The following is a 24,270-nucleotide window of genomic DNA, read 5'->3' as shown; positions in this document are numbered from 1 at the left end:
CTCCTCGCCGAGGGCGGTCTCGGCAGGGCTACGCGCGAGCGAGCGCAGCGTTGCCCCAGAACATCGCCTCTTCGATGGCGGTGATGGCGAGGGACTTCTCGCGGCCGTCGGGGCAGGTCTCGTTGATGTGGTCGGCGAGGCGCCGGCACTCCTGGCGCACGCTGCCGTGGGCGTCGCGCTTCTCGTCGGTGGTCGCGGCGTGGAAGGCGAACCGGTGCTCGATGTCGTAGGGGTCCATGGGGGTGCTCCTCAGGGCTTCACGGCGGGCCTCCTCGGCAACCGCAGGCAGGCATGCGAACACCCCGCCACCGGGGGGTGTGTGGCGGGGTGTTGGGACGCGCACGGCGTCCGGATCGTCAGTCGACTTGAGCCGCGAAAGCGGGTGTCGAGGTTTCCCAGGACAGGCGACCGTCCGATTCCGGGCACGCCGGGGTCGCCCCCGATTAGATCACGGAACGGTAACGGCGTCCATCGCGGGCGCGGCTGCGCGGGCGACCGGACGAGGCCGGCTACTTCACGTCGCCTCGTACGCCGTCGCCGAACATGCCCTCGGTGAAGGTCACGTAGGCCGGGGTGATCTTGCCCTTCACGGTGATGATGCCGGTGGCCTTCTCGCCCTTCGCGAGCTTGAGGAGGTCCATTTGGTGCTTGTCCATGCCGAGTTCGGCGGCGTGCTTGGCGCCGGTGCTGTCCGTGACGGTGAAGTACAGCGGGTTGGTGCTGATGGTCTCGTCGCCGCGGTTGGTGATGGTGACGGTGACGCTGGTGTACGCGCCGCCGTCGTGCAGGACGGACGGGGTGAACTTGGCGGGCGCCGCGGTGAGCGTGATCGGCGCGTCGTCGGCCGGCTTCTCCTTCGGGGCGGCGCTTTGCTTCGGCGCGGGGGCGGTCGTGGCGGTTCGGGTGGGCGCGTCGTCGCTGCTCGCCGTGGTGTTGTCGCTCATGGCCGCGCCGATGATGCCGAGGAGGATGATCACGCCGACGATGCTGCCGAGGACGATGGCGACGATGGCGCCGGCGCCCATGCCCTTCTTCGGCGGCGGCGGTCCGTACGGGCCGGGGTGACCGTAGGGACCGGGCTGGCCGGGTGGCGGGCCCCAACCGGGCGGCGGGGTCTGCGGGGGACCGTACTGGGGCGGCTGGGGCATGGCGGGCTCCGGTGTGGTTCGTGTGACGACTCCGTGAACCTATCGGGCAGGAGCGGGCCGTGGGAGGGGTATGGGAAGGCCCCGGCGCGTGGGTGCGTGCCGGGGCTTCAAGGGGGCGGGGCGTTCTGGCGGTGCTCAGTCGGGGAGCTGGATCAGGCCGCGCATCCATGCGGCGCGCCGGCGGTCGGCGGCGGCGTGGATGGCGCGCACCAGTGGTGCGGGGAGGTCGCCAGTCGTCTTGTCGGCGAGGACGTTCAGGTCTTGGATCAGCTCGGTCGGCAGGTTGAAGTGCATGGGTGGTGCGGTCGGTGCATCGTCTGGTGCGGGGGCGTCACCGCTGGTCGGGTCCTGTGGTGCGTCCTCTGGTGCGCCTTGTGGTGCGGGGGTGGTGCGCAGGATGCGCGCCACGGTGACGTGATGGATACCGAGTTCGCGGCCGATGGCGCGGAGGGAGTGTCCATCGGCGGAGAGCTGGTGCGCGCGGGTGTTCCGCTCCTCGGCGGATAGGGTGGGCGTAGCCATGACGGGGGTTGCTCCTGTCGTGGTGAGGGCCCGCTCGGCCGTCAGGAAGCCGGGCGGGCCCGTTGTGTGCTCGGGGTCAGGTGGAGGCGTCGGTGGCCGGGTGCTCGCCGATCCATTCGCCGCGCCATGTGCCTTCGGTGGCCTCGGCCTCGGTAACGAGGCGGGCCGCGTAGAGGGCCTCGGCGTCCTCGATCGTCTCGGCGGCGGCGCCGGTGTCTTCGGCGTGCTCGACGGCCTCGACCGCGCGGGTGGTGGCGTCGAAGGCGTCGGCGGCGGCCTGCTCGGCGGCGTCGAGGCGTTCGTTGAGCGTTCTGGCGGTGGTGTTCTCCATGGGGGTGCTCCCTTGGGTGACGGCCGGGTCAGGACCGGCGGGGTGTCATGACACCCAAGGTAGCGGTGGTGTCATGACACCGCAATCGATACGCTCAGATGCCATGACGGGACGGAGAACCTGATGCCGGGCAAGGGAACGACTCGCAGAACGATCCGGGTCGATGACGACCTGTGGGAGCGGGCGGGCGCGGCCGTTGGTGAGGACGGTCGCGGCGAGGCGATCCGGCAGTTCCTCCGGTGGCTCGTCGGTGACACGGAGACGCTGCCGGACCGCCCGGCCGACCACAGCTGACCTACGCCGCGCCCTTCCGCGCCGCCTCCAGTGCAGTCCACAGTGCCGCGAGGTCCGCGCCCCGCCAGGTGCGCCGGCCCCGGTCGAGGGCGACGGGCGCGGCGCAGGGCTCGCCGGTCTGGCATGAGACGGACGGCTCGCCCCCGGGCGCGGTGCGGGCGAAGAGCGGGCCGCGGCACCACGGGCACGGGTCGAGCAGGTCGGTACGGCGTCCGGCGCGGGCGAGGGCCTGCTCGATGCGGCGCCGGGCGGTCCGGGTGACGTTGGCGAGGCCGACGAGGGTGTCGCCGCCGATCGAGCTGAATAGGTCCCCGGACTGCTCGCCGAGGACGCGCGCCTCCAGCCAGACGGCGGCCCAGTGCAATCCGTACCGGCGGGATCCCGGGGCGAGGACGGCGCCCCGCGTCGTGACCGGCGTCCACCGATTCGGGTCGTCGTTCTCGGCCGGGTCGGGCTGATACCGATACCGGCCCCTGCGCCCGGTGTCGATGAACCGTACGGACCGCTGGTACCGGGCGGCGATGTCGTCGCACGCCGCAAAGATCGCCCGCTCGGTCTCGATGGCGGCGTCGAGGGCATCGAGGTTGGCCGGAGCGGGGTGCTGGCGGAGTACCAGGGGCAGGCGCCCGACGGGCGGTTCGTCCTCGGTGACCGGGGCGGCGAGGTGCTCACGGATGTTGTCGACGGGCGGCCACTGGTCGGCGGGGCGCTGCTCGATGGCGTCGAGGAGGTCGCCCCACTGCTCGCGGATGGCGCGAAGGTCGGCGGCGGCGGTGAGGGCGTGCTCGGGGAGCGCAACGGTGGTCACGGGGGCTGCTCCGATCAGTCGTCGAGGAAGAGGAGGGTGGCGGCGCCGAGCCATGTGAGGACGGTGGCGACGATGCCGACAAGGAGGGCGAGGCTGGCCTCGGCGGTGAGGGCGTACGTGATGCCGCCGGAGAGACCGCCGAGCACGAGGCCGAGGAGAAGAATCACGGGGTCGGCTCCTGGGGCTGGCCGGGGCAGATGAACGGGTACGGCGGGTTGGTGCCGGAGCAGGCGGGACAGTCCTCGGCGTTGGCTCCGTCGCCGATGTGGACGGGTGGGACGCTGGCCGGCTGTTCCTCGGTGAGCCACGCGGGGGCGACTCCGTAGTCGCTCCAGGTGCAGCTGCGCTGTCCAATCTCGTAGCCGTGACGGGCCCAACTGCGTGCCTCGTCGCGGTCCTGCTCGGCCTCGACCATGGCGGCCTCGGCGGCGTCGAGGCGGTACTGCATGCGGTCGCGGGCGCGGTCGAGGCCGCGGCGGGCGCGGGTGAGCTGGTCGGCCTCGGTGAGCTCAGCGAGCACGTACTCGCGGAGGAGAGCGCCCTCGGCGGGGGAGAGGCGGTCGAGGCGGTCGAGCAGCACGAGGAGGGCGGCGCGGCGGTCGATGCGGTCGCGGGCGCGCGCCTGGCGGGCCGGAGAGCGGGTGTTCATCGGTCGGCCTCCTCAGGCTCGTTGAGGCGCCCAGGGGTGTCGGTGCTGCTGGTGCCATCGGCCTCGGTGGTGATGGACGTGTAGCTGCGAGCTCTGCGCATCAGGCGGCGGGAGGCTCCGGCGGCCTTGCGGTGGGCTCGCTTCTCGGTGAGGGCCCAGCCGTCGATGCGGTCGAGGTCTTCGTAGGGCTCGCGGATCCGGACAACCCAGGCCCACGAGAGAACGCCGTCGTGGTAGATCGTGGTCTCGGTGTAGTAGTGGGTGCCGCTGGGGCGGATCATTGGTCGGCCTCTCCGGTGATCAGGGCGGCGATGGTCTGGGCGTGATCGGTTCCGCACCACGAGCAGGACGGCCGGCCGCGCTCCTCGTCGGCGAGGGCGGCCTCGCATCCGAGCCAGTCGGCGACGGCGCGGGCGACGTGCGGGGAGGCGTACGCGGCGAGGTAGGCGTTCACGTCCTCGCGGCGCTCGGCCCACACGTCGACGAGTGTGGACGGCTGCTCGTGGTCGTCGAGGACTACGGGGGTCTTGCTGCCGAGGGTGTGGCCGAGGAACCAGCGGGGGCGGTCCTGGTGGACGGCACGGGCGGCGAGGGCGCGGAGCTTCTCCGCAGCGTCGCGGAGTGCGGGGGTGACGGTGGGCAGGTTCACGGTCATTGGTGGTCCCTGGGGCGGTGGTGGCGGGCGGGGTGGCCGAGGGGCACGGCCGCGCTCAGGCTCACGAGGAGCACGTACGCGACCGTGGCCAGGAAGCCGATCACCCGTCGGTGGGCTCGTCGTCGGCGTCGCTCATGGCGGTGAGCAGCTGCTTGACGGTGACCGTGTGGTAGCTGGGACGGCCGGCGGTGAGCTGCTCGACGGCGTGGAGACGGCGGGCATACCGGCGGACGGTGTCCTCGGGCGCCTCGGTCATGTCGGCGGGGTACTGGGTGCAGCCGCCGCACATGTCGCCGATGCGGGGCGCGGCCGGGTGCTGCGCGCACTGCTCCACGGGCGTCGGCGTGGCACCGAGCTGTACCTCGTCGACGTACGTGACGACCGGGGTGATGCCCTTGAAGGTCGCGGCCTGCTCCAGCTCGGTCACGCGCGCCCGGAGACGGGCGGCCTCGGCCTTCGCGTCCTCCAGCTCGATCGCGGTGCGGGCGTAGAGGCGGATGGCGTGGTCGGCGCGGGCCTCCCACGTAAGCCCGGTGGGCTGTTCGGCGGTGGTGTAGTGGTCGGCGAGGCGCCGGAGTTCCTGGGCGACGTAGTAGCGGGCGCATTCGGCGCAGCCACCGCATCCGCAGGTGTTCGGGCCCGGTTCGGCGGCGATGTTCGCGGCGTCGAGGTAGGCGCTGCGGCGGATGGCGGCCTCGGTGAAGTGGTCACCGGTCGGCTCGGGGGTGCTCACTGGTCGGTGTCCTTCACGTAGCAGGGCGCGTCGGTGCGGTGGACGGCGGTCGGGTCGGTGGGGACGCCGCACGTGCAGCCGGCGGGGCGGGCCGCGGTCTCCAGCTCGGTCGCGGCGGCGCGGAGGCGGAGGACCTCGGCGGCACGGGCCGAGCAGCGCTCGCATCCGTCGCCGATGCCGCACCTGCCGTTGCGGTCCTCCAGGCCGTCGGCGACCTCGCGGAGTACCTGGGCCTTCGCCTTGGCCCGCTGCTGCTCCCTGGTGTTGCTCACGGCGGCGCGGAGCGGGGCGAGGGCCTCCTCGATGGCGCGGGCGGCCGCGGCCGGGTCGGTGGTGCCCGTGACCTCGACCGAGGCGCGGCGGCAGGTGCAACCGGGCGCGCACGGTCTGGCCGTGCCCTCGCGGACCTCGCCCGACACGGGCTGCCCCTCGACGAGCATGCGGTCGAGGAAGGCGGCGCGGCTGCTCTTGCCGAACTCCCTGACGAGGAACGCGGGCAGGTCCATGCGGAGCTGACCGAGGAGACCTCGGGCGGCGGCCCGGAATGCGCTGCTGGCATCCCGGGCGTCCACGCCTCGGGCGCTGGCGTTCACGTCGAGGGCGCCGTCGGTGTCGGGGGTGGCGATGACGTACGCGACGGTGTCGAGGGAGTCGAGCAGGGCGACGGCGCGCGCGAGCGTCTCGGCCGGGGACTCGGAGTCGGGCTCGGGGGTGTCGAGGGCGTAGCACTTCCGGAACACGGACTCGCGCAGGGCGCTGCTCGACTTGGCGGGGCGGCCCCGGTGGTCGGTGGACGCGATGTCGTAGGCGATGGTCTGCTCGTCCAGGCCCTCGCCGAGGTAGACCTCGGTCACGGTGATGCGGTCCTCGGGGGAGCGGGCCTTGTTGTGCTCGGTCGGCCGGTACGTCTGGCCGGCCTCGATCGGCTGCTCGGCGTCCGGGGCCGCGGTCTTGTGGCCGAGGGCCTCGCGGATCTCGGACATCGTCACGCCGGGGAAGTCGGGGCGGTCGGGGTCGGTCATCAGGGGTTGCTCCTGTCTCGGTCAGGTCGAGGTGTTCGCGCGCGCGGCCGGCGCGGCGTCCGGTCGGCCGCGCGGCGGGTCTAGAACGGGGGCTCGTCGGTGCTGCCGGTGTTCCACTGGTCGCGTTGGGGCTGCTGGCCGTAGCCGTTGCTGCTGCCGTAGCCGCCCTGCTGGCCACCGTTCTGGGGCTGCTGGCGCTGGGAGTTGCCGGTGGTCTTGGTGACGGTGGTGGTGGCGCGGGTGAGGGAGGGGCCGAGTTCGTCGACGTCGAGCTCGTAGACGGTGCGCTTGACGCCTTCGCGGTCCTCGTAGGAGCGCTGCTTGAGTCGGCCCTGCACGATGACCCGCGTGCCGCGGGTGAGGGATTCGGCGGTGTTCTCGGCGGCCTGGCGCCAGACGGAGCAGGTCAGGAACAGGCTGTCGCCGTCCTTCCACTCGTTGGCCTGGCGGTCGAAGGTGCGGGGGGTGGACGCGATGCGGAACTTCGCAACGGCCTGCCCGGAGGGGGTGAAGCGGAGCTCGGGGTCGTCGACCAGGTTGCCGACGACCGTGATGACGGTGTCTCCGGCCATCAGGCGGCCGTCCTTTCGGTGGTGGTGATGAGGGGGCGGGTGCGTTCGCAGGTGATGCAGCGGCGGGAGCCGTCGCGGCGTCTGCGGGTGTTGTCGGGGGTGAAGGGGTGGCCGTGGATGCAGCGCACCTTTCGGGCGTTGAGCGCGGTGGGGCCGGTGCTGCGGAGGGTGTTGGTGCGGTGGTCGACCAGTTCGAGGTGGGCGACGTTGACGCAGTTGCGGCGGCGGCATCGGTGGTCGACTTCGGCGCCGGCGGGGATGGGTCCGTGGGCCTGTTCGTAGGCGTACTGGTGGGCGCGGACGGTGCGGCCGTCGAGGTGGAATGCGCCGTAGTACTCGCCGAACTGGCCTGCGTCGTGGGGGCGTTTGCTGCGGGCTCCGCCGGTCCAGAGGTGGCAGGGGCCGGGGGCGTCGCGGTAGGTGCTGAGGGGGCCGGCGGTGGTGACCTTGGCGGCGAATCGCTCTGCGGGGGTCATGGGCTCGGGCCTCCTGCTCTGCGTGCTAAGCGCGTGGCGCTCTCGACTTGGCGATGGGCATTCCGTGCGAGGCAGGGATGTTCATCTCTCGCGAGGAACGTATCACGGAGGGGGCGGCGCTGTCCGGTTCTGCGTGCCCTCTCCGTGGGGGCTAGTTGTCGTTCTCCGGGGTGATTGCGGGCGGGATGATCCGGAGTTCCCATCCGGCGGCGCGGAGCTTTCTGGCGACGCGTTGGGCGGTTCGTTCGGGCCGGTACAGGAGGTCGCCGATGCCTTCGTCTTCGAGGACAGCGCGGATGACGGCGGTGGCGGCGTCGGGGATCGGTGTGGGGGTGGTCATCGCTGGGCGCCGGTCATGTGGCGGGCCGCGCGGCGGTAGTCGGGGCGGGCCTCGGGCGGGGCGGTCATGAGCTGGCGGGAGGTGCGGGCGAGTTCGCTGGCGATGCGGCGTCGGCGGGCGGCCTGCTCGGCGGCGAGGGCCTCGGCGCGGGTGCGGGCCTCGACGCGCAGGTTGTCGGCGACGAACTGCTCGGCGAGCCACGTGCGGTGGCGGTCGTCGGCGTCGGGCCGGTAGTCGGCCGGGGCGGGCGGCCATCCGGCGGCGAGGGCGGCCTCAGCGGCACCCTGTTCGGCGACGAGGGCGGGCCCGTCGAGCTCGTAGGCGGTTACCCACGTGCGGCGGGCGGTGAACTCTTCGACGATCACGTATGCCGCCTTCGAGGCAAGGCTGCGGGCGACGCGGCGGGCCTCCCTCGGGTCTCGGGTGGGGATGCGGGTGGGGTCGTCGGGGTTGTTGTCCCAGGAGCCGGTGATGAGGAACTCGCGGCGGTTCTGGGTGCGGTCGTCGGCGCGGCGGCGGCGCTGGCGGTGGCTCATACGGCGGTCTCCTGGGCGTGACGGTGGGCGGTGGCGGCGTCGAGGCGGGAGGGGTGCGGGGTGGTGCGGCGGCGGACGTGGGTGGCGTCGTTGCTGGGGTTGAGGCGCATGTCGCGGCAGGGCTGCCCGGTCTCGGCCTTGCACCACGTGCACGGGACGTCGAGGGCGTCGGGCGCCCCCTCGCGGGCGAGGCGCTCGCGTTCGGCGCGGACTCGGCGGTAGGGCGCGAGGGCGTCGGCGACGGTGCGGGGCATGTACGTGCCGAGGGCAGCGAGGCGGGCGGCGTTGGCCTGCTCGCGCTGCTCGCGGGTGCCGGCCTCGCCCGGCATGAGGGCGCGGGGGGTGGCGACCTCCCGGCCGGTCTCGATGGCGCGGCGGTGGTTGGCGAGGGCGGTGCGGTAGGCCTCCTCGTCGTCGGGGTCGACGTCGGGAAGCGGGTCCATGTGGCGGGAGAGGACGTCGCGGCGGAAGGCGTGCCACCGGCTCGACACGTCGCTCGGCTTGATCGGGTAGGGGCTGGTGGCGATGTGGTGGTGGACGGCCTGCGAGGCGTCCCAGTGCCGTCCCTCGGGGTGCGGGGCGCGTGGGGCGACGTCGGCGAGGAGGGCGAACCACTGGTTGAGGCGCTCGGCGGCCTCGGCCTCGGTGGCGGGCGCGGTGCGTGGGTCGAGGCTGACGGCGTAGGCGAGCAGGGCTGCGACTTCTTCGCGGGTCACTGGGCACCTTCCTGGGGGGTGATTCCGGCGGCGGCGGCGAACAGACCGGCCGCGCGGGCGACGCGGCCGGGGCGGGCGGCGTCGAGCGGGATGACGTCGGCGCCGGGGGCGGGGCGGCGGAGCTCGGAGAGGGCGAACTGCAACGTTCCGCCCGTGATCGGCTTGGAGAGGGAGCCGAGACGGTCGAGGGCCGACCAGAGGGTGTCGGAGTCCAGGCCGTTGGCGAGGGCGTCGGCGATGGCGCGGCCGATCGTGGTCCGGCTCTGGGCGGTGGTCCGGCCGTAGGTCTCCCACCATCGGGCGAGCAGCTGCTCGGCGGGCCCGGCCGGTCCCGGACGCTCCTGGGGGACTACAGGGGGAGTACCTCCGTAGGAGGTACTACGGGTCGGGTCGGGTCGGGACCACCGTGACGGGTCCGTACCGTCACGGTGTGACGCCCTCTCCTGACCTGCGGATCCGTCCCAAAACGCGTCTCGGTTCGAGGAGCGTTCAGATTCTTTCGCCGTCGATTCGTCGTCGAAACGAGGAGCGTTCGTCGTCGAATCGGAGCGCTTTTCCGCCTGGCGGGCCCTTCCGCGGGCCTGCCGCTCGGCCGCCTTCGACCGCTCGTCCTCGACCCGGGCGCGGGTCGGGTTGTAGATCAGGAAGTCGTGCATGTAGAAGTCGCCGGGCGCCGGCTGACGGCACTTCGGGTGCGGGCAGGCGTGGCCGTGCTCGTGCCACAGGCCGGCCGCGACCAGCTTCCGGGCCTGCGGCGCGGTGCCGTAGAGCTGGGCGACGACGCCGGGCACGACACCTTCGGTGAGGTGCTGGGCGGCGTACGCGCCGCACCGCATCCACAGGCCGACGGCCGCGTTGGTGGCCTTGATCAACTTCGGGTGGCTGTGGGCGGTGTCGTCCACCTTGAACCACGTCACGGGGTGCTCCTGTCGGGGGTGGTGCGCCCGGGGAGAGGGGATCGGAGTCCGGCCTCGCCCCAGGACGGTGCGGGGGGCTACTGCGGGCGGTCAGGTGACGAGGCCGAAGGCGCGGGCGTACAGCTGCCGAATGGCGGCCTCGGCCTGCTGGGGCACGACGCCGTTGCCGAGGGCCTTAAGTTGCTGGGTTCGTGTGAGGCTGGGGACGTGGGTGACGTGGCCCCAGTCGAGGCCCATGAGCCATTCGACGAACATCGGTGTCAGGCGGCGTCGATCGTCAGTTGCCCATGGGGCACGGCGTCCGGTGATGTGTTCCCAGCGGGCGATGGCGGTGGCGTAGGGGCCCCAATCCGGTGTGCTGCTGCCGGCAAGGCCAGGTCGCCCTTCGAACCACGCTGGTTCGGGCCGCCCTTCTCCCCGTCCGACGCGCGCGGTGTCGGCAGGAGCCTCCCGCTGTACGCCAGGTCCGTCAGCGTCCAGCCGAGGACCACGTTGGGGTTGTCCGTCCGCCGACCCGCTGTGGCGTTCCGGGTCCCGCGGGAATCTGCCACGGTCGGTGTCGGCAGCAGCGTGGGCGCCAGAGAGTTCAGCGACGGCCGTACTGCGGCGCCCGGGCTGGGTGACCGGTTGCTGCCGTAGGGCGTTGCGGTCGGCGTGGGCAGCAGCGTCGCCCGCAGAGACTTCCCGCCCTGCTTGTTCGGCGCGTGCTGTCCGCCCGTCGCTTCCGAGGCGGTCGGTGTCGGCAAGAGCTGCACCACGTTCGGCAGCGCGTCCTCGAAGCCCTTCCCCCGGGAGTCGCGGGCCCTGGGCGTCGGCAGGCCAGGCGAGGAGGAAGAGCCGCTTGCGTTGGTGGGGAGCGCCGACCTCCGACGCGCGTACAAGGCACCACTCCGCATCGAACCCGAGGCGGGCAAGGTCGGCGAGGACGGTGTCGAATCCCAGTCGAAGGTGCCCTGCGACGTTCTCAAAGACCGCGTAGCGGGGTCGTAGAACGCGAAGGGCGTTTGCGATGTGGGGCCAGATGTGCCGCTCATCGGAGGTTCCTTTCCGCTTGCCAGCGACGCTGAAGGGCTGGCAGGGGTAGCCGCCGCAGACGATGTCGACCGGCCCGTGCTGGTCGAGGACGGCCTGCCAGTCGGTGGTGGTGAGGTCGCCGAGGTTCGGGACGCCGGACATGCGGTGGGCGATGATCCGGCTGGCGCCGTCGTCGACGTCGGAGGTCCAGGCGGTGGTGGTGCCGAACACGGCCTCCACGGCCTGGTCGAGGCCGCCGTAGCCGGTGCAGAAGCTGCCGAGGCGGGGGCCGTCGTCCACGGCGAGCTGCCCGTGGACTGGGGCCGGCGGCGCGGTGTCGAGCAGGCGGCGGGCGCGGTCGAGGCGCGCGCGGCCGGTCACGCGGCGGCCTGCTTCGGCGGGTTGTTGCACGCCTCGCAGTACCGCTTCCCCGACTCCCGGTAGCGCCCGTGAACGGCCGGGTCATGGCCGCACTTCGGGGTCTTGTGCCGGATGCCGACGACGGCCGCATACTGGGCGCGGACCTGCTGCCGGGCCGCCCGGTCGTCGACGTGGGCGAGGGCGCAGCACTTCGGGTGCTCACACGTCGGCCGGACGGTGCCCACGGGCAGACGGCCGGTCCGCAGGATGTAGGCGGCCTGGTAGGCGGAGTAGTCGCGGCCCTGGTAGCGGAAGCGGCCGACACCGGAGGATGTGACGGTGGTGCCGGTCCACTCGCGGTGACCGTCGGAAGTCGCTCGGGACCGCCGGTCGAACTCGCGGCGCAGGCTGCCGAGATTGATCTGATCCATGGTGGTGCTCCTGGTCGAGGGGCCCGCCCCGGTCGGGGGAGGCGGGGCGGGCCGTCGTACGGGAGGTCAGGACTGCTCGGGCGCGGCGGCCTGCTCCAGGGCGAGGGGGGTATCGAGGTCGAGCCGGTCGGCGGCGAGTGCCTCGGCGACCAGTTCGCGGCCGTCGAGCGGCTGACGCTTGCTCGCCCGGGTGAACAGCCACCGGAAGTGAGGGCTTCGGGTCCCCCGGATCGCGACGCCCGGTACGTCGTGCACCTCGCCCGTCTCCGGGTCCGCGTACTGCGGCGAGTTCGCCGCGTTGACGGCGCCGAGGACGCGGTCGATGAACGCGTTGTTGATGACGACCTCGGTGCGGGCCGGGACGATCCGGAAGTCGAAGAACTCCGGGTAGGTGTCCCTGACCCATGCCGCGAACGCCTCGCGGTCGGTGACCTTCGCCTCGGCCTCGCCGCCGACCCGGGTCACCGTGGCGAACTTCGTGTCGTCGTCGAGGGTGACGTCGGCCTTCACGCTCTTCGTGGCCCGGTACTGGCGGTCCAGGAGGGCGGTGGCCTCGGTGTTGACGTTCTCGAACATCGCCTCGGCGTGGTCGAGCTGGGCGCGCATCGCCTGACGGCGGCGCAGGACGGCCGCGAGGTACGCCGGGTCCGGCGCCTCGACCTTCACCTCGACGGCGCTCATGCGGCCCCCTCGATCTTCTTCCGGAAGGCGTGGAGCTGGGCGGCGCCGGCCTCGGAGATCGGGAGGCCGTAGATGCGCTCGAAGTCGTCGTCAAGGGTGAGCAGGTTCGCGCGCGACGCGGCGAGGCGGAGTGCCTGCTCGGCGGCGGCCGGGGGGTCCAGCGGCACAGCGCGGGTCTCTCCCTCCGGGCGGCCGTGGGCGTCGGCGTGCTCCTCGCCAGGGGACGGCTCCGCGTTGTCCTCCGTCGGGGCCTCACCGTTGGCCGCGAGCTGGCGGCCGATCTCCGCGATCTCCTGCGCTGTCGCCGTCCCCGGACCGAACTCGGACGCGGCGGCCCGGTAGATCTCCCGGACCTCCTCGACCGTTCCGGCGGCGTGGGCCTCGGCGAGGTAGTTGCGTCGCGGCGCGGCCGTCGACCATTCGTCCGCCTGCTGGGGCGCCGCCTGCTGCATCTGCGGAGCCGGGTTGTCCGCCTGCGCCATCTCCTCGTCGGTGTAGACCCCCGAGAGGTCGTGCGGGAAGGCCTTCCGGAGCGCGAGGGCTTCGGCGCACTTCGCGATCTGCCCGGCGGGCATCTTCGCCCACAGACCCTTCGGGTTGCCGTCGGTGAAGGTCTGCACGTACTCGCGGAACGTGGCGACGGCGGAGAACCGCTGCCCGTTCCTGACCACGGTCACCTTCGCGGCGGCCGGGGGCTCGGTGGCGAGCCACACGTCACGCCACCGGCCGGACGGGTCGCACCACACGGTGTCCTCGTAGCCGTACGTGCCGCCAGTCTGCGCAGTCACGCGCTGGGCGATGACGCGGTACCCGTCGATGCCGGTCTGAGGGGTGTAGACGTCGCGGCCGTCCTTCTTGCTCCACCGGCCGATCAGGTAGATCTGCCGGGAGAACGGGTCGAGGCCGGTGCGCTGGCACAGGTGCAGGAAGCCGGACAGCTCGGCGGAGGTCACCTGCTCCTTGATTCCGGACTGGCGGAGTACGGCGGCCTGTTCGGGGGTCCACGAGGTCTGTTCGGGCCGGATGGCGAGGGCGCCCGCGGTCGCGACGGAGGCGGCGACCGGTGCGGTATGGGCGGTGGGGAGGGTGGTGACGGTCACGGGCGGGGCTCCTTGCGGGCGTTGCGGGTGTAGCCGTGGCGAATGCGGCCGGCGAGTCGGGTGATGCGGCCCGCGAGCGTGATCGCGTCGTCCGGGCCGAGCAAGGGGTCGAGCTGGTGGTCGATCGGCAGCTCGTCGAGAAGGGCCTCGCGGGTGCCGTCCGCCTCGGCGGCCCGCATCGAGCGGTCCACGTCGTGTGCGGCGTCGCTCGCGGCGGCGAAGTCGAGGCTGAGCACGGCGGCGGCGTGCCCGGTGAGGAGCAGACCGATTCCGGCGGGGTCCTCGGCGTATGCGACCGCGAGGTCGTCGAGGAGGGACGCCGTACGGTCGGCGAGCGGGAGGCGGACGGTGGAGCCGTCGGCGGAGAGCTGCGGGCGGATCACGCCGTCACCGCCGGGGCGGTCTCGACGCCGAGCTCGACCGGGGCCGCCGGGACGTTGACGGCCAGGAATCCGTACGCCGCGTTGAAGACCTGCGGCTTGTCCCAGTCGGCGCCGGGGAAGGCGTCGACGATCAGGCGGCGGGCGGCGCGGTGCGCGCCGATGGGGGCCGTGACGGTGTAGCCGACGGCGTCGAGCAGGGACACGAGGGTCTGGCGGCGGATGGTGCCGTCGACGTCGGTCGTGACCGGGGTGAGGTGGACGCGGGTGGCGCCGGGGGCGATGTGGTGCAGGCGGGCGGCGAGGTCGTCGCGGAAGGCGACCTGCCGCCGGTAGGCCTGCGCGCCTCGGAGCATCTTGGCGGCGAGGAGGCCGGTACGCTGGGGGTTCATCGCTGGTTCCTTTCGGGGGATCAGTCGGGCCGTCCGGGTCGCATCCGGGCGGCCCTTTTGCGTGTCAGGCGGCGAGCGGCTGGGGCGTGGCCCCCTTGCCGGGGGTGATGCGGTGCACGGCGGCGGCCGGAACGGGGCCCCACAGGTCGTCGATCAGCGCGGCGTGTTCGGGGGTGAGGCGGCCTGCTGCGCGGTCGGCGGCGATGCGTGCTCGTGCGCGGTCGATGACGGCGCGGGCGTCGGCGAACGCGACATGTCGGGGGGTGACCTGGGTGCTCATGCGCGGGCCTGCTCGGGTGCGGTGAGCATGGAGGGGATGAGGAGCGAGGCCGGCGTAATGCCGTAGCGCTGGTGCAGTTCGGCGATGACGCGGCCGGACACCTCGCCCTCGCCGCGGAGGATGCGGCGGGCGGTCATGGGGGCGACGCGGATCTCACGGGCGAGCTGCCGCTGACCGGTGATGCCGTGGGAGTGCAGTACTGCGACGACGTGCGTGCGGTCGTAGGTGACAGGCATGGTCGTTCCTCTCGGGCGCGGTTCGTTCGTCTCGCGCTCGGTATAAACGTAGCACGTTTGTACCGAGTGAGAGACGAACGCGCCACGGTCCGCGTACCTGGGGCTTTGCCGCTGGCATACCCGAAACCAACAATGTGTTCGATTACGCGGACCTGATGCACCCGGCATCTACCTGTGAGAATTGGTTGCATGTTCGAACGCAGCGTGGATAACGTCGGCACGCACTGTGCACGACCCACGCACCAGGGAGGGAAAGTGATCGCGCCGGAGCGCTGCATTCCTCTGCCGTCATACATCTCGCGCGCGATACAGTGCGGGCATGAGCGGCTCCCACCACCCGCAGCAGCCAGCAGCATTCCCCGACTGGCTCACAGGCGAAATGCGCCTCCGCGGCTACGACATCGACCAACGCGGCGAGCAGGCCAGATTCGCCAGAGACTCCGGCCTACACCCCGGCATCCTCTCCCGCCTCCTCAAGGGCGGGACTGACCCCGACATCCGCACCGCACGCATCATCGCGCAGGCCCTCAACTACCCCCCCACACGCGTCCTCATCGCGGCCGGCCTCCTCCCCACCGAGGAGGAACGCAGTACCGGCCTCACGAAGCATGACCACCTAAAGGCGCTCACTGACGGCGACTCCGCCGCAGAAGAGGCCGTAATCGCTGTACTACGCGCCATCGGCCACTGGCCATAGGGAGAGAGGTAGCACCCCGCATGTCTCGACGAGCCACCCGCTTGACCCCACGGACGATCATCGGCACCGGTGTAGCCGGTGCCGCCCTGGTCACCATCGGCCTCACCACGCAGGCTGTCGCTCTCACCGCCGACATGAGGAGCACCAGCCCCGTGGCGATCGGGTGGGTCCTCGTCACCACCGGAGTAACCCTCCTCGCCGCCATGGCTGCTCCCCTGCGGACGTACATCGAGACCACGTCCGAAACCCGGGCCTACCTCTACCTCGTTCAAGACCAGAAACGGGCCCAGCAACTCGCCGCCGACAGCACCGCACCAGTGCTCCCGCTCTCCCGGCGAGCACCCCAGTAACCACCCCCCACACGCACACCCAAACCATGCCTCGGCGCACACCGCGCCGAGGCATACCCGTATCCGAAAGGAACCGGCATGCGTACTCAGCCGCCCCCCGACATCACTGCGGACGATGACGAACTGTGGCTCGGCTACATCCGCGTCTCGACATGGCGCGAGGAGAAGATCAGCCCCGAGCTCCAGGAGAAGGCACTCCGGGAGTGGGCCCGCCGCACCGGCCGCCGCCTCGTCGAACCGCTCATCACGGACCTCGACGTCTCCGGCCGACACTTCAAGCGGAAGATCACCGGAGCCATCGAGCGCGTCGAGGCAGGCGAGGCCCGAGGCGTCGCCGTCTGGCGCTACAGCCGCTTCGGCCGCGACCGCACCGGCAACGCCCTCTGGCTCGCCCGCCTTGAACGCGCCGGCGGCCAGCTGGAGAGCGCCACCGAGCAGATCGACGCCACCACCGCTGTCGGCCGGTTTCAGCGCGGCATGATCTTGGAGTTCGGCGCCTTCGAGAGCGACCGCGCTGGAGAGCAGTGGCGCGAGACCCACCGATACCGCCGGTACGAACTCGGCCTCCCTGCGCAAGGCCGCAAGCGCTCCGGCTACATCTGGCACCCCCGACGAGTCCCCGACGCAACCGTCCCCGGCGGTCTGAGGCTCCAGAACGAGCGGTACGAGATCGACGAGGAGTACGGCCCCGTCATCGCCGACCTCTATCGGCAGTACATCGACGGCGTTGGGTTCTCCGCGCTCGCCATCCACCTCAACCAGCACGGATGGCGCACCACCCAAGACACCCTGTGGACCACCGACACCCTCACCCGCTACATGGACTCCGGATTCCCCGCCGGCCTGCTCACCGTCCACGACCCTGGATGCCGCTGTGGAAGGACCAATGGGAACTGCCGCCGCCACATCAAGATCCAGGGCAAGTGGGAGGAACTGGTCGACTTTGACCTGTGGGAGGCGTACCAGAAACGGCGCCAAGAGATCCGCAACACCGCACCACGCTCCCGCGTCGGCCTCTACGAACTGACCTCGCTCGTCAAGTGCGCACAGTGCCGCATGGGAACCGCCCTCACCACACAGAAGAACACCCACGGGCCCTCCAAGCCTGGCCACGCGTACCGATGCAGTATCCGGGCGAAGGCCGGCCCCCTCGCCTGCATCGGGGTCTACATCCGCCGCGACCTCGTCGAGGTAGAGGTTCTCGCCTGGATGGAGCGTGAGGCTGCCCGCGGCATCATGGACGCCCCGCCCACTGAGCAGCACGACGACCAGGCCCAGCGCGTTGCCCGCGAGCAGGCGCAGCGAGTACGGGCCCGCGCCCGCGCGCAGGCTGAGGTCGAGAAGACCCGCAAGGCCATCGCCCGCCTCCGCGCCGACTACAACGAGAACCCCGACGAGTACGGCCCCGACGAGTATGACGACGCCCTTGCCGAACTCCGTGACCGCCGTGCCGCTGCCGAGAAGGTCCTCGCCAAGACACCCGAACCGCAGGAAGAGGTGACGCCCCTCCGGGCCGATTACGTGCCCGTCCTGCGCGACCTGCTCGCCGAGTGGAAGGCCTACAGCACGGCTGAGAAAAACGCGGCCTACCGCAAGCTCCTGCGGCGGGTTGCCCTCGTTCGCCACGACAAGGGGTCAGCCGGTGTCGAGATCCAGATCCACCCTGTGTTCGAGCCCGACCCTTGGGCAAGTTCCGCCAGTGATTGATGGCAACTTTCGTACTCTCGGGTAGTGACATACCGCGCGGTACGTGCGCAGAATCTCCACACCCCTTGCCACGTAGCGCCCACCGGGAGGACGCCCCGTGTACAGCACCATGCAGGACGTACAGCTCAACATCAGCCGGATCCTGGAGCACGGCCGCAGAGTCCACGGAGGCTCCACGGTCACGACCTGGACCGGTGAGCCGGAGCCGCAGCGGCGGACCTTCGCCGAGGTCGGCGACCGAACTGCACAGCTGGCTCACGCCCTGCGCGACGAGCTCGGTGTTCAGCCAGAGGATGTTTTGGCGACGCTGATGTGGAACAACTCGGAGCACGTCGAGGCCTACTTCGCGATCCCCTCCATGGGCGCGGTCCTCCACACCCTCAACCTCCGCCTGCCCCCCGAGCAGCTGGTGTGGATCGTCAACCACGCCGCCGACCGGGTCGTCCTCGTCAACGGCTCGCTGCTCCCCCTCCTCGCCCCGCTGCTCCCGCACCTGCCGACGGTCGAGCACGTCGTCGTCGCGGGCCCGGGCGACCGTTCCCTCCTCGACGGCGCCACCCCGCGCGTCCACGAGTACGAGGAGCTGATCGCCGGCCGCCCGACCTCGTACGACTGGCCCGAGCTCGACGAGCGTACGGCCGCGGCCATGTGCTACACCTCCGGCACCACCGGAGACCCGAAGGGCGTCGTCTACTCGCACCGTTCGATCTACCTGCACTCCATGCAGGTGAACATGACCGAGTCGATGGGCCTCACCGACAAGGACACGACCCTGGTCGTCGTCCCGCAGTTCCACGTCAACGCCTGGGGCCTGCCGCACGCCACCTTCATGACCGGCATCAACATGCTCATGCCGGACCGGTTCCTGCAGCCGGCCCCGCTCGCCGACATGATCGAGCGCGAGAAGCCGACCCACGCGGCCGCCGTCCCCACCATCTGGCAGGGCCTGCTCGCCGAGGTCACCGCGAACCCCCGCGACCTCTCCTCGATGCGCCAGGTCACCATCGGCGGCGCCGCCTGTCCGCCCTCCCTGATGGAGGCGTACGACCGGCTCGGGGTCCGCCTCTGCCACGCCTGGGGCATGACCGAGACCTCCCCGCTCGGCACGATGGCCCACCCGCCGCACGGCCTCACCCCCGAGGAGGAGTGGCCGTACCGGGTCACGCAGGGCCGCTTCCCGGCCGGTGTCGAGGCGCGCCTCGTCGGCCCCGGCGGCGAACACCTCCCCTGGGACGGCGAGTCGGCGGGCGAGCTGGAGGTGCGCGGCACCTGGATCGCGGGCTCGTACTTCGGCGGCATCGGCGCCGAGGAGATCCGGCCCGCGGACAAGTTCAGCGAGGACGGCTGGCTGAAGACCGGCGACGTCGGCGTGATCAGCCCGGACGGCTACCTCACCCTCACCGACCGCGCCAAGGACGTCATCAAGTCGGGCGGCGAGTGGATCTCCAGCGTCGAGCTGGAGAACGCCCTCATGGCCCACCCGGAGGTCGCCGAGGCCGCCGTCGTCGCGGTGCCGGACGACAAGTGGGGCGAGCGTCCGCTGGCGACCGTCGTCCTCAAGGAGGGCTCGACGGCGGACTACGAGACGCTGCGGGCCTTCCTCGCCGACGAGGGCGGCATCGCCAAGTGGCAGCTGCCGGAGCGCTGGGCGATCGTGCCGGCGGTGCCGAAGACGAGCGTCGGCAAGTTCGACAAGAAGGTCATCCGCAGGCAGTACGCGGAGGGCGAGCTGGACGTCACCCAGCTCTGATCCGCCGAAGATCGGCACCAACTCGTCCGAAGGGGCTAGTTGGTGCCGATCTTCGCGAGCAGGTCGACGATCCGAGCCTGCACCTCGGCACTGTTCGAACGCTCGGCGAGGAACAGGACCGTCTCGCCGGACTCCAGCTTCGGGAGCTCCTCCTCGACCAGGTCGGCCGAGGTGTAGACGACGAGCGGGGTGCGGTTCAACTGGCCGTTCGCGCGCAGCCAGTCGATGATCCCGGCCCGGCGGCGGCGCACCTGCATCAGGTCCATCACCACCAGGTTCGGCCGGGTCTGGGTGGCCAGCATGACCGCCTCGGTGTCCGTCTCCGCCTGCGCGACCTGCATCCCGCGCCGCTCCAGCGTGGCCGCGAGCGCCTCCGCGATGGTCTCGTTCTCCTCGATCAGCAGGACCCGCGAGGGGTGCTGCTCGCTGTCGCGGGGAGCGAGCGCCTTGAGGAGTACGGCCGGATCGGCGCCGTACGCCGCCTCCCGCGTCGCCTGCCCGAGCCCGGCCGCGAGCAGCACCGGCACCTCGGCGGCGACGGCCGCCTGACGCAGCGACTGCAGGGCCGTACGGGTGATGGGACCGGTCAGCGGGTCGACGAAGAGCGCGGCCGGGAAGGCGGCGATCTGCGCGTCGACCTCCTCGCGGGAGTGCACGATCACCGGCCGGTAGCCGCGGTCGCTCAGCGCCTGCTGGGTGGTGACGTCGGGCGCGGGCCAGACGAGCAGCCGGCGCGGGTTGTCGAGGGGCTCCGGGGGCAGCTCGTCGTCGACGGGACGCGGGGCGGGCCGGTTGGCGACCTCGACCGCGCCGCCGGGACCGTCGAGCGGCTCGGGCCCCTCGGCGGAGCCCTCGGCGGGCGCCCCTATGGCGTACGCGCGGCCCTCGGCCGGGGTGTCGTGCGGCGAGGGGGCCGGGGCGGTCGGCTGCGGATGCGGCCTGGCCTCGGCCACGGCCGGCGGGTCGACCTCGGGCGGGGTGGCGAGCCTGCGCCGCCGCCCGGAGCCGTTGGAGGGCCCGGCGGGCGCGGCCGGAGCGGCCGCGGGCGGGACGAACGGGACGCCCTGCCCGAGGGTACGGACGCTGAACGCCCGCCCCTGGGTCGAGTCCTTCGACACGGTCGCCGGCATCGGCAGCTCGGGAGGCAGCGGTACGGAACCGGTGCCGGAACCCGTGGTGTTCGGCGCCACGGGCCGGGGCACGGACGGGGCCGCGGGCTGGGGCGCCGGCCGCGAGGCGGCCTCCGGCTGCGGGACCGCCACGGCCCGGCGCCGCCCGGTCGGCTCGACCGGGGACTCGGCCTGCGGATGGGCCTGCGGCGGCGTGTGGCCGTCGCCCGGGACACCCCGCACGGCCTCGTGCTGCCCCTCGTCGGAGACGGGCAGCGGACCGGGCGGGGCCGTCTCGGGACCACGGTCGGCATCGGCGGGCGGCAGTGCGAACGGCGTACGGGGCCCGGCCTCGGCCGCGGCGGCCCGCTCCTGCGCGGCGGCCAGCGCGCGCCGACGGCGCCCGCTCGGCTGCGCCGGAGCCTCCTCGGAGGCGACGGAGGGCAGGGCGCGGGCCAGGGCGGGAGCCCCGGTCGGCTCGACGGCGACGCCCTGCGGCGGCACGGCGGCGCCGAGCGCGGCACGCCCCTGCGCACCCTCGGCGGCGGTCACGACGGAGCCCTCGGCGGGCCGGCCACGGCGGCGCCCGGTGGGCTCGACGGGGGCGTCGACGGCGGTGTTCTGCTGGGCGGGGATCAGCTCGGCGGCCTCTCCCGTACGGGCACGGCGCCGCCCACTCGGCCCGGCACCGCCCGGCACCTCGCCCTCGGGCGCGACGGCGCTCTCCAGGAAGGCATCGGTGGACGCCCGTCGAGCCCGCCGCCGCCCGCCACCGGGGGCCTCGGGGGCGGGACCGAGGGCGATGGCGGCACCGGGAGCCGCACCCGGAGCCGTCCCCGCGCCGGGAATCCCACCGGGAGCGACGACGGAAGCGGAGTCGGCGCTGACGCCGGGAACGGGGACGGGACCGGAGGGTGCACCGGGAACGGGCACGGGATGGGAGGAGGCACCGGAAACAGGCACCGGACCGGACACGGAGGCCGGAACGGGCCCGGCGGCAAGGCCAAGCGCAGCGCCCGTCCCGGCGGCAGTCCCGCCGGCCATGCCCATGCCCGTGTCCGCCCCCGGGTTCGCCCCCGGGTTCATGCCCGTGTCCGCCCCCGGGTTCGGGCCAGAGGCCTGGGCCGGGAGGGCGAGGGCCTCGCGGCCGCCCGAGGGCGCGTCGTCGCGCGGCGGCGCGGGAACCGTGCCCCGGCCCGCGCCGAGCGGCACCTCGAGGACGTACGCGCCGCCGCTGGTCCCCGGCACCTCGTGGGTCTGCACGACGCCGCCGTGCGCCGCCACGATGCCGCGCACGACGGGCCCGTGCACGGGGTCGCCGCCCGCGTACGGGCCGCGGACCTCGATCCGTACGACATCACCGCGCTGGGCGGCCGCGACGACGATCGTGGAGTCGCTGGGGGTCCGCTCGGCCTTGCTCTTGCCGGTCGCGTCGACGCCGGCGACGTCCGCGACGAGATGGGCGAGCGCGGTCGTCAGACGGGCGGCGTCGACCTCGGCCTCGATGGGCGGCGCGTGGACGGCGAACTGGGCGCGGCCGGGCCCGATGAGCTCGACGGCGGAGTCGATGCCGGCGGTCACGATCCCGTCGAGCAGCACCACGGCCTTGTCGAGCTCCTCGGCACCGGCGTCGAGGCGCTGGTAGCCGAGGACGTTGTCGACGAGGGTCGTCATCCGGGCGTAGCCGGCGGCCAGGTGGTGCAGGACCTGGTTGGCCTCGGGCCACAACTGTCCGGCGTCGTCGGCGGCGAGGGTGCCGAGCTGGGTGCGGAGCTCGTCCAGGGGCCCGCGCAGCGACTCGGCGAGGACGGCGGTCAGCTGCTCGTGGCGGGCGGCGAGGGAGGCGTACTTCTCCGCCTGCGTCTCGCGCTCGGCGGCGTGCCGCTCGGCCAGGTCGGCGAGCTCCGCCGCGTGCCGCTCGGTGAGCCGGGTGAGCTCGGCGGCGTGCTCCTCGGCGAGCTGCTCGTACGGCCTGCGGTCGGTGAAGGTCATGACCGCGCCGACGAGCTGGTCGCCGTCCCGTACCGGAGCGGTCGTCAGGTCGACGGGGACCCGTTCGCCCTTCTTCGACCACAGGACCTGGCCGCGGACCCGGTGCTTGCGCCCGGACTTGAGGGTGTCGGCGAGGGGGGACTCCTCGTACGGGAAGGGCTCGCCGTCGGCGCGCTTGGCGAGGATCAGCGGGTGCAGCTCCTGGCCGCCGAGCTCGCCGGCGCGGTGGCCGAGGATCTGCGCGGCGGCGGGGTTCACGAGGACGACACGGCCGTCGGTGTCGGTGCCGACGACGCCCTCGGCGGCGGCGCGCAGGATCATCTCGGTCTGGCGCTGCGAGCGGGCGAGTTCGGCCTCGGTGTCGAGGGTGCCGGTGAGGTCCCGTACGACGAGCATGAGCAGTTCGTCGCCGGTGTAGCCGCCGTACGAGTCGTAGGCCTCGCGGCCGTCCTCCAGGCTGGCGCTGGTCACCTCGACGGGGAACTCGCTGCCGTCGGTACGGCGGGCGATCATCCGCGCGGGCTTGGTACGGCCCCGCTCGTCGGCGCCCTCGGGGCGGCGCATGGAGCCGGGGATGAGGCGCGAGTCGAAGCTCGGCAGCAGATCGAGCAGGCCGCGCCCGACGAGCGCGGTGCCGGGCGTCTCGAACATGCCGAGGGCGATGGTGTTGGCGTTGACGACCGTGCCGTTGCAGTTGACGAGCACGAGGCCGTCGGGGAGGGCGTCGAGTATGGCTGCGAGGCGAGCAGCGCCTCGGGATGGCCTGCTGCTCACGACGACGCTTCCTCCCTGACGCACTGCACGTGCTCGCCCTATCGGCCGGCCGGCCCCATCTTGCCCCTCGGGCCGCAGCCTGTCACTGAGGGGAGTCTAAGGGAGCCTCCGGCCGTCATCCCCGGACAAGGGGAAGCAGCGGCTCCAGATTCTGCCAACGGTCGATCTCGCACCCATTTGCCCGGGAGAAACGGGCGTCGACCTTGCGGCCCTGCCAGGTGCCGGTGACGTGGGCGAGTGCGGGCCCGCCGTAGACCTGGGTGCACATCTGGTCCTGGGGGACGGGCAGGAAGGGGTCGGCGCCCTCCTTCGCCAGCCGGTCCAGGCGCTTGCAGGCGTTGTCCGCGGCCGGGTGGTTGCCCTTGGCGCGGTCGCCACAGGTCAGCTCGAAGGTGCCGTCGGCGTCCGGGTGGCCGCTCTTCTCGACCGTCACGGTCAGCGAGTCGGGCGACGAGAACAGGGCCAGCGGCGGAAGCGGGCCGAGGCCGGCGGTCCCGACGGCGGCGGTGGCGAGGGTCGAGAGGACGAGACTGCGCAGCATGCGGATCTCCAGAAGCACGGGGAGTACGACGGGCGCGGGTGCACGACGCGCCCGCCCCCTCTAACGCTCCGGGCGCCCCGGCGTTGCGCAACCGGGGTGCGCCGGGCGGGGCGGACTCGGGCGGGCAGGGCTTTGCCCTGGACCCCGGAGGACTAGTACGGTGAGAATCGATTGGTGACAGCCGGTTCGCCTGTGTCATCATCTGCACGCACCACCCGCGTATGCGCGAGGTGCGATGGAGGCGTCGCCTAGTCCGGTCTATGGCGCCGCACTGCTAATGCGGTTTGGGTCTTAAAGCCCATCGAGGGTTCAAATCCCTCCGCCTCCGCCCCACACCGAAGCCCCGGCCCACAAGGCCGGGGCTTCGGCCGTTCCGGACCGGCCCGCGAACCGCTCCACCACCGAGCTCGACCGCCGACTTCCGCCTCCGGCCCCCGAAGGTGTGACCCCGGTCTCTTTCCCCGCCTTTTCGCCCCACCCACCCGGCCCGCGCCCCCTCGCCCGCCACCCCTCACTCGACCCTCACCGTGACGTTTTCGCAGGTCACAAGGGGTGGGGGGAATGGATTTCACATGACGGCGGGACTCATGTAATGTTCTTCCTGTCGCCGGGACAGCGGGCCGAAAGGGCCGGGGGAACGGAGACAAGAACTAAAAACAAGCACTCGTAGCTTAACGGATAGAGCATCTGACTACGGATCAGAAGGTTGCAGGTTCGAATCCTGCCGAGTGCACACAGGTCAAAGGCCCCCCGGACA

At 72.4% G+C, this 24,270-nt stretch carries 32 protein-coding genes and 2 tRNA genes; 7 read left to right on the top strand and 27 right to left on the bottom strand.

Features of this window, described 5'->3' with window-relative positions:
• Nucleotides 1-28: 28 nt before the first annotated feature.
• The 4 genes from ACWGN5_RS07640 to ACWGN5_RS07625 all read right to left on the bottom strand — a co-directional run bounded on the left by ACWGN5_RS07640 (nucleotide 29) and on the right by ACWGN5_RS07625 (nucleotide 2,001).
• Entirely contained in the window at nucleotides 29-238 is a 210-nt protein-coding gene (locus tag ACWGN5_RS07640) for an Acb2/Tad1 domain-containing protein (protein ID WP_453512088.1), read from the bottom strand.
• 271 nt (nucleotides 239-509) lie between these two features.
• Complete coding sequence (locus ACWGN5_RS07635) at nucleotides 510-1,148, bottom strand: DUF4352 domain-containing protein (RefSeq protein WP_453512086.1); 639 nt, start codon at nucleotides 1,146-1,148, stop codon at nucleotides 510-512.
• Between the two features lie 135 nt (nucleotides 1,149-1,283).
• On the bottom strand, nucleotides 1,284-1,670 hold the full coding sequence (locus ACWGN5_RS07630) for a helix-turn-helix domain-containing protein (RefSeq protein WP_453512084.1): 387 nt from the start codon (nucleotides 1,668-1,670) through the stop codon (nucleotides 1,284-1,286).
• A 76-nt stretch (nucleotides 1,671-1,746) separates the two neighbouring features.
• Nucleotides 1,747-2,001: a hypothetical protein gene (locus tag ACWGN5_RS07625; protein ID WP_453512082.1), complete on the bottom strand. Its 255-nt coding sequence runs from the start codon at nucleotides 1,999-2,001 to the stop codon at nucleotides 1,747-1,749.
• Between the two features lie 123 nt (nucleotides 2,002-2,124).
• On the opposite strand from ACWGN5_RS07625, the gene ACWGN5_RS07620 reads away from it, so the two are divergent.
• Complete coding sequence (locus ACWGN5_RS07620) at nucleotides 2,125-2,295, top strand: hypothetical protein (RefSeq protein WP_453512080.1); 171 nt, start codon at nucleotides 2,125-2,127, stop codon at nucleotides 2,293-2,295.
• A 1-nt stretch (nucleotide 2,296) separates the two neighbouring features.
• Here the strand turns inward: ACWGN5_RS07620 and ACWGN5_RS07615 are convergent, their stop codons facing one another.
• The 21 genes from ACWGN5_RS07615 to ACWGN5_RS07515 all read right to left on the bottom strand — a co-directional run bounded on the left by ACWGN5_RS07615 (nucleotide 2,297) and on the right by ACWGN5_RS07515 (nucleotide 14,593).
• Nucleotides 2,297-3,103 (bottom strand): hypothetical protein, encoded by an 807-nt coding sequence (locus ACWGN5_RS07615; RefSeq protein ID WP_453512078.1) that lies wholly within the window; start codon nucleotides 3,101-3,103, stop codon nucleotides 2,297-2,299.
• 14 nt (nucleotides 3,104-3,117) lie between these two features.
• The gene (locus ACWGN5_RS07610; RefSeq protein ID WP_453512077.1) at nucleotides 3,118-3,270 is read right to left on the bottom strand and encodes a hypothetical protein; all 153 of its coding nucleotides are present in this window, start codon (nucleotides 3,268-3,270) and stop codon (nucleotides 3,118-3,120) included.
• Complete coding sequence (locus ACWGN5_RS07605; RefSeq protein ID WP_453512075.1) at nucleotides 3,267-3,752, bottom strand: hypothetical protein; 486 nt, start codon at nucleotides 3,750-3,752, stop codon at nucleotides 3,267-3,269. The genes ACWGN5_RS07610 and ACWGN5_RS07605 overlap by 4 nt, the downstream gene beginning before the upstream one ends.
• Complete coding sequence (locus ACWGN5_RS07600; protein WP_453512073.1) at nucleotides 3,749-4,033, bottom strand: hypothetical protein; 285 nt, start codon at nucleotides 4,031-4,033, stop codon at nucleotides 3,749-3,751. The genes ACWGN5_RS07605 and ACWGN5_RS07600 overlap by 4 nt, the downstream gene beginning before the upstream one ends.
• The gene (locus ACWGN5_RS07595) at nucleotides 4,030-4,407 is read right to left on the bottom strand and encodes a hypothetical protein (RefSeq protein WP_453512070.1); all 378 of its coding nucleotides are present in this window, start codon (nucleotides 4,405-4,407) and stop codon (nucleotides 4,030-4,032) included. Before ACWGN5_RS07595 ends, ACWGN5_RS07600 begins: the two co-directional genes overlap by 4 nt.
• Nucleotides 4,408-4,507: 100 nt before the next feature.
• Complete coding sequence (locus ACWGN5_RS07590; RefSeq protein ID WP_453512068.1) at nucleotides 4,508-5,140, bottom strand: hypothetical protein; 633 nt, start codon at nucleotides 5,138-5,140, stop codon at nucleotides 4,508-4,510.
• A complete protein-coding gene (locus ACWGN5_RS07585) occupies nucleotides 5,137-6,162 on the bottom strand; it encodes a hypothetical protein (protein WP_453512066.1) in 1,026 nt (341 codons plus the stop codon). The genes ACWGN5_RS07590 and ACWGN5_RS07585 overlap by 4 nt, the downstream gene beginning before the upstream one ends.
• A gap of 80 nt (nucleotides 6,163-6,242) precedes the next feature.
• Nucleotides 6,243-6,734 (bottom strand): single-stranded DNA-binding protein, encoded by a 492-nt coding sequence (locus ACWGN5_RS07580; RefSeq protein WP_453512064.1) that lies wholly within the window; start codon nucleotides 6,732-6,734, stop codon nucleotides 6,243-6,245.
• Nucleotides 6,734-7,210 carry an HNH endonuclease signature motif containing protein gene (locus ACWGN5_RS07575; protein WP_453512061.1) on the bottom strand — a complete coding sequence of 159 codons (477 nt, stop codon included), beginning with the start codon at nucleotides 7,208-7,210 and terminating at the stop codon, nucleotides 6,734-6,736. Before ACWGN5_RS07575 ends, ACWGN5_RS07580 begins: the two co-directional genes overlap by 1 nt.
• Nucleotides 7,211-7,361: 151 nt before the next feature.
• Complete coding sequence (locus ACWGN5_RS07570; RefSeq protein WP_453512059.1) at nucleotides 7,362-7,550, bottom strand: hypothetical protein; 189 nt, start codon at nucleotides 7,548-7,550, stop codon at nucleotides 7,362-7,364.
• A complete protein-coding gene (locus tag ACWGN5_RS07565) occupies nucleotides 7,547-8,086 on the bottom strand; it encodes a hypothetical protein (protein WP_453512056.1) in 540 nt (179 codons plus the stop codon). Before ACWGN5_RS07565 ends, ACWGN5_RS07570 begins: the two co-directional genes overlap by 4 nt.
• On the bottom strand, nucleotides 8,083-8,802 hold the full coding sequence (locus ACWGN5_RS07560) for a zinc finger domain-containing protein (RefSeq protein WP_453512054.1): 720 nt from the start codon (nucleotides 8,800-8,802) through the stop codon (nucleotides 8,083-8,085). Before ACWGN5_RS07560 ends, ACWGN5_RS07565 begins: the two co-directional genes overlap by 4 nt.
• Nucleotides 8,799-9,719, bottom strand: a complete 921-nt coding sequence (locus tag ACWGN5_RS07555; RefSeq protein WP_453512052.1) for a mucin-2 — start codon at nucleotides 9,717-9,719, stop codon at nucleotides 8,799-8,801. The genes ACWGN5_RS07560 and ACWGN5_RS07555 overlap by 4 nt, the downstream gene beginning before the upstream one ends.
• Nucleotides 9,720-9,809: 90 nt before the next feature.
• Nucleotides 9,810-11,114, bottom strand: coding sequence for a DNA cytosine methyltransferase (locus ACWGN5_RS07550; protein WP_453512049.1), 1,305 nt, complete (start codon nucleotides 11,112-11,114; stop codon nucleotides 9,810-9,812).
• A complete protein-coding gene (locus tag ACWGN5_RS07545) occupies nucleotides 11,111-11,524 on the bottom strand; it encodes a hypothetical protein (RefSeq protein ID WP_453512047.1) in 414 nt (137 codons plus the stop codon). Before ACWGN5_RS07545 ends, ACWGN5_RS07550 begins: the two co-directional genes overlap by 4 nt.
• Nucleotides 11,525-11,590: 66 nt before the next feature.
• On the bottom strand, nucleotides 11,591-12,205 hold the full coding sequence (locus ACWGN5_RS07540; RefSeq protein ID WP_453512044.1) for a hypothetical protein: 615 nt from the start codon (nucleotides 12,203-12,205) through the stop codon (nucleotides 11,591-11,593).
• Entirely contained in the window at nucleotides 12,202-13,305 is a 1,104-nt protein-coding gene (bet, locus tag ACWGN5_RS07535; RefSeq protein WP_453512042.1) for a phage recombination protein Bet, read from the bottom strand. The genes ACWGN5_RS07540 and bet overlap by 4 nt, the downstream gene beginning before the upstream one ends.
• Nucleotides 13,302-13,688 (bottom strand): hypothetical protein, encoded by a 387-nt coding sequence (locus ACWGN5_RS07530; protein WP_453512039.1) that lies wholly within the window; start codon nucleotides 13,686-13,688, stop codon nucleotides 13,302-13,304. The genes bet and ACWGN5_RS07530 overlap by 4 nt, the downstream gene beginning before the upstream one ends.
• The gene (locus ACWGN5_RS07525; protein ID WP_453512036.1) at nucleotides 13,685-14,077 is read right to left on the bottom strand and encodes a hypothetical protein; all 393 of its coding nucleotides are present in this window, start codon (nucleotides 14,075-14,077) and stop codon (nucleotides 13,685-13,687) included. The genes ACWGN5_RS07530 and ACWGN5_RS07525 overlap by 4 nt, the downstream gene beginning before the upstream one ends.
• Nucleotides 14,078-14,141: 64 nt before the next feature.
• Complete coding sequence (locus tag ACWGN5_RS07520) at nucleotides 14,142-14,357, bottom strand: hypothetical protein (RefSeq protein ID WP_453512034.1); 216 nt, start codon at nucleotides 14,355-14,357, stop codon at nucleotides 14,142-14,144.
• Nucleotides 14,354-14,593, bottom strand: a complete 240-nt coding sequence (locus ACWGN5_RS07515; RefSeq protein ID WP_453512031.1) for a helix-turn-helix domain-containing protein — start codon at nucleotides 14,591-14,593, stop codon at nucleotides 14,354-14,356. Before ACWGN5_RS07515 ends, ACWGN5_RS07520 begins: the two co-directional genes overlap by 4 nt.
• A gap of 319 nt (nucleotides 14,594-14,912) precedes the next feature.
• On the opposite strand from ACWGN5_RS07515, the gene ACWGN5_RS07510 reads away from it, so the two are divergent.
• The 4 genes from ACWGN5_RS07510 to ACWGN5_RS07495 all read left to right on the top strand — a co-directional run bounded on the left by ACWGN5_RS07510 (nucleotide 14,913) and on the right by ACWGN5_RS07495 (nucleotide 19,097).
• Nucleotides 14,913-15,290 carry a helix-turn-helix domain-containing protein gene (locus ACWGN5_RS07510; RefSeq protein ID WP_453512028.1) on the top strand — a complete coding sequence of 126 codons (378 nt, stop codon included), beginning with the start codon at nucleotides 14,913-14,915 and terminating at the stop codon, nucleotides 15,288-15,290.
• A gap of 41 nt (nucleotides 15,291-15,331) precedes the next feature.
• A complete protein-coding gene (locus ACWGN5_RS07505; protein ID WP_453512025.1) occupies nucleotides 15,332-15,640 on the top strand; it encodes a hypothetical protein in 309 nt (102 codons plus the stop codon).
• A 78-nt stretch (nucleotides 15,641-15,718) separates the two neighbouring features.
• A complete protein-coding gene (locus tag ACWGN5_RS07500; RefSeq protein WP_453512022.1) occupies nucleotides 15,719-17,347 on the top strand; it encodes a recombinase family protein in 1,629 nt (542 codons plus the stop codon).
• A gap of 97 nt (nucleotides 17,348-17,444) precedes the next feature.
• Nucleotides 17,445-19,097, top strand: coding sequence for a long-chain fatty acid--CoA ligase (locus ACWGN5_RS07495; protein ID WP_453512020.1), 1,653 nt, complete (start codon nucleotides 17,445-17,447; stop codon nucleotides 19,095-19,097).
• A gap of 35 nt (nucleotides 19,098-19,132) precedes the next feature.
• Here the strand turns inward: ACWGN5_RS07495 and ACWGN5_RS07490 are convergent, their stop codons facing one another.
• Together ACWGN5_RS07490 and ACWGN5_RS07485 are read right to left on the bottom strand one after the other, a co-directional pair.
• Entirely contained in the window at nucleotides 19,133-22,972 is a 3,840-nt protein-coding gene (locus ACWGN5_RS07490; protein ID WP_453512018.1) for a PAS domain-containing protein, read from the bottom strand.
• A 115-nt stretch (nucleotides 22,973-23,087) separates the two neighbouring features.
• Nucleotides 23,088-23,513, bottom strand: coding sequence for an SSI family serine proteinase inhibitor (locus ACWGN5_RS07485; RefSeq protein ID WP_453512015.1), 426 nt, complete (start codon nucleotides 23,511-23,513; stop codon nucleotides 23,088-23,090).
• A gap of 237 nt (nucleotides 23,514-23,750) precedes the next feature.
• On the opposite strand from ACWGN5_RS07485, the gene ACWGN5_RS07480 reads away from it, so the two are divergent.
• A tRNA-Ser gene (locus tag ACWGN5_RS07480) sits at nucleotides 23,751-23,841 on the top strand.
• A gap of 332 nt (nucleotides 23,842-24,173) precedes the next feature.
• Nucleotides 24,174-24,246: transfer RNA gene (locus tag ACWGN5_RS07475), tRNA-Arg, on the top strand.
• Nucleotides 24,247-24,270: the final 24 nt, after the last annotated feature.

The organism is Streptomyces sp. NPDC055815 (genome assembly GCF_053616475.1).
The sequence above is the reverse complement of the archived record's forward strand: the minus strand, read 5'-3'. Positions and strand labels throughout refer to the sequence as shown.